Below are 2,973 nucleotides of genomic sequence, written 5' to 3'. Positions count from 1 at the left end.
GCCCGTGCACAGCGACACGATCCGCGCGCCTCTGCGGTGTGCTTCCCGGACGGCTCGGACGAGGTTGGCGTCGATGGGCTGGTCCACGTCCTCGATCGCGGGCACGATCACCGTGTCGGCACGTTCGAGCTGGTCAAGGGGCAGGTCCGGCTCCATCGTGAACCGGCCGGCCCGGACGGGTCCGCTCCCGCAGATCTTGACGTCGTAGTCGAGCTGCGGAGCGGTGAAGATCTCGTACGTGGCGGCCAGCTCGAAGTGGAGCATCCCGTCGGTCACGGCGAAGGCGAGCATGTCCGAAACTGTACGCATCACGTCGTTCCAGACACTAGTCGGTTTTCCGGTTCGCGGCTTGGATGGTCTACATGGGACACAAGATCGCGGTGTACGGCGCTTCCGGACTCACTGGACGCTTTGTGGTGGCAGAACTGGAAAAGCGCGGCTTCGAGCCGATGCCGTTCGGTCGTGCGCAGGCAACGGCAGACGACCCTGACGCGTTGGACCGGGCGCTCTTGGGTGCTGCCGCCGTGATCAACACGGCCGGCCCGTTCGCGGTGACCGCCCTGCCGCTGATCGCCGCGGCCGAACGCGCGGGCATCCCGTACGTGGACGTGGCCGCCGAGATCGAGGCGAACGCCGACACGTTCGCCCGCGGCGCCTCGATCCCGGTCGTCCCCGCGATGGCGTTCTTCGGCGGCCTGGGCGACCTGCTGGTGACAGCCGCGATGGGCGACTGGACGTCCGCCGACGAGGTCCACGTCGCCTACGGGCTGTCCGGCTGGCAGCCCAGCGCCGGCACGCTCGAAGCCGGCGCTGTCTCGCGTGACCGCCGCGGTGGTCGCAGCGTGCGGTTCCGCGACGGCGCGCTGGAGTACCACGATGCCGAGTCACGCACCTTGACCTGGGATTTCCCGTCCGGGCCGCGCGAGGTCATCGCCGAGTTCACGATGGCCGACGTGGTCACCGTGCCGAGCCACCTCGCCGTCCCCACCGTGACCACGTACATGTCCGTGAGCGCGGTCAACGACATGCGCAACGCTTCTGAGCGACAGGACGCGGAGACGTTCGAGGTGGACGTCGTCGTCCGGCGCGATGGCGAGGAACGGCGCGTGACCGTCACCGGTCAGGACATCTACGCCGTCACCGCTCCGCTGGCCGTGGAAGCCGTCGAACGACTGCTGTCCGGCCGTTTCGCGGTCACCGGTGTGGCCTCGGCGGGTGCGATGTTCGACGCGCGCGACTTCCTCGACACCCTCACTCCGGCCATCCGCTGCCTTTGATCAGGTCAACGAAGTCGGTGCGCTTGAACTCCGGGTCGAAGTGCGCGAGGACGTCGTCGTTCATCGTCCCGTAGGTGGTGTTCGGCCGGTGCGCCATGCCGTCGTAGAACGCCTTGAGGATTCGGTTCTTGAAGTCAGGACGGGGATGTGCGGCCACCACCTCGGCGCGCTCCTCGTCCGTGAGCTCATCGAGACCGATGCCGAGCACGTCCGTCTTCACGCCCAACGCGATCGCCGCCACCTCTGGCGACAGCCGCAGCGGCACCTCGGGCGTCGTGTGCAGCGCGATCGCCAGCCACACGTTGCGCGCGTCCTCTTCCGACCTGCCGTGCTGCAGCAGGAAGGCCTTCGCGGCCTCGGCTCCGTCGATCTCGAACCGCACGTCCTTCGACGCGTGGAACTCCGTCAGCCCCAGGTCGTGGAACAGCCCACCCACGTACGCCAGTTCCAGGTCGACGTCCAACCCGCGCTTGGCGGCCTTCAACGCACCCCACAGGAACACCCTGCGCGAGTGGTGGAACAACGTGTCGTCCGTGACCTTGCGAACCAGCGACGTCGCCGCCCGCACCAGTTCCGTGTCGGGAATCTCCACACCAGCGATAACTTCAGCCATGCCTCAATGGTTGACCTGCGACTCTCTGGCGGGCACCGTCAATCAGGACCGCAACCCCACAGATGTGGACATGCGCGCCCGGTACTCGCTCGGCGACGCCCCGAACCGCGCCACGAACACCCGCCGCATCGTCTCGGAGCTCCCGAACCCGGCCTCCCGGGCCGTCTGCGCCACCCCGTGCCCAGCGTCCAGCAACGCCTTGGCGTGATCGAGCCGCACCTGCTCGACGTACCGCGCGGGCGTGGTGCCCAACTCGTTCGCGAACAGCCTCGCCAGGTGCCTGGAACTAACGCCGACCCGTGCCGCCAACGTCCGCGCGCTGTGGTCCAACGCCGGCTGGGCCGACACCAGATCCACCACCTCGCGCAACGCGGGCGTGCGCGGCCTCCTGATCTGCAACGGCGCGCTGAACTGCGACTGCCCGCCGGGCCGCTGCATGAACATCACCAGGTTGCGCGCCACGGTCCGGGCCAGGTCAGGCCCGTGGTCCTGCTCGACGAGCGCCAACGCCAGGTCCATGCCCGCCGAGACCCCAGCGGAGGTGAAGACGCCTTCGTCCTCGACGAACAACGCGTCAGCCTCGACCTGTACGTCCGGATGCGCCCGCGCGAGCTTCTCCGCGACCCGCCAATGCGTGGTGGCCCGCCGCCCGCTCAACACTCCGGCTGCGGCCAGCGCGAACGATCCGGTGCAGATCGACACGAGCCGCCGCGCACGCCCCTGCAGAACCCGGATGGCCTCGACAAGATCGGTCGGGATCGGCAACTTGGGCAAGGCGTCGCCGCCGGACACGATGACGGTGTCCGCCTCGGCAACGTCGTCAGCGGTGCCGTCGACCGGGAGGCGAATCCCCACCGAGGTCGTGACCGGTTCGCCGGACGCCGAGACGTACCTGATCGTGTAGTCGGCCCCGGCCAGGTTGGCCTCCGCGAACACCTCCGCGGGACCCGTGACGTCCAGCATCTTCATCCCGTCGAACACGAGGAAGACGACGCCCCGCACTGTGCCCCCCTATCGCAACAGATAAGCCCGCCAAGTTGCGAAGCAACGAGGCGGGCTGGGGGTCCGGGGGCTTGCCCCCGG

3 protein-coding genes and 1 pseudogene are annotated in these 2,973 nt (G+C 68.6%); 1 reads left to right on the top strand and 3 read right to left on the bottom strand.

The genetic code is table 11. The features are described from left to right. A pseudogene (locus UK23_RS10365) lies at positions 1–291 on the bottom strand (AraC family transcriptional regulator); the annotation flags it as partial. Positions 292–362: 71 nt separating this feature from the next. Here UK23_RS10365 and UK23_RS10360 point away from each other — a divergent pair. Further along, positions 363–1,277, top strand: coding sequence for a saccharopine dehydrogenase (locus UK23_RS10360; RefSeq protein WP_082114548.1), 915 nt, complete (start codon positions 363–365; stop codon positions 1,275–1,277). On the opposite strand, the gene UK23_RS10355 is transcribed toward UK23_RS10360, so the two are convergent. Next, on the bottom strand, positions 1,252–1,890 hold the full coding sequence (locus UK23_RS10355; RefSeq protein WP_045311210.1) for an HD domain-containing protein: 639 nt from the start codon (positions 1,888–1,890) through the stop codon (positions 1,252–1,254). The two genes, UK23_RS10360 and UK23_RS10355, sit on opposite strands and share 26 nt — an antisense overlap. Positions 1,891–1,932: 42 nt before the next feature. Then, a complete protein-coding gene (locus UK23_RS10350) occupies positions 1,933–2,892 on the bottom strand; it encodes a GlxA family transcriptional regulator (RefSeq protein ID WP_156213005.1) in 960 nt (319 codons plus the stop codon). Positions 2,893–2,973: the final 81 nt, after the last annotated feature.

The organism is Lentzea aerocolonigenes (genome assembly GCF_000955955.1).
Lineage (GTDB): Bacteria > Actinomycetota > Actinomycetes > Mycobacteriales > Pseudonocardiaceae > Lentzea > Lentzea aerocolonigenes_A.
Note: the sequence above shows the minus strand (reverse complement) of the source record. Positions and strands in the feature narration are given on the sequence as shown.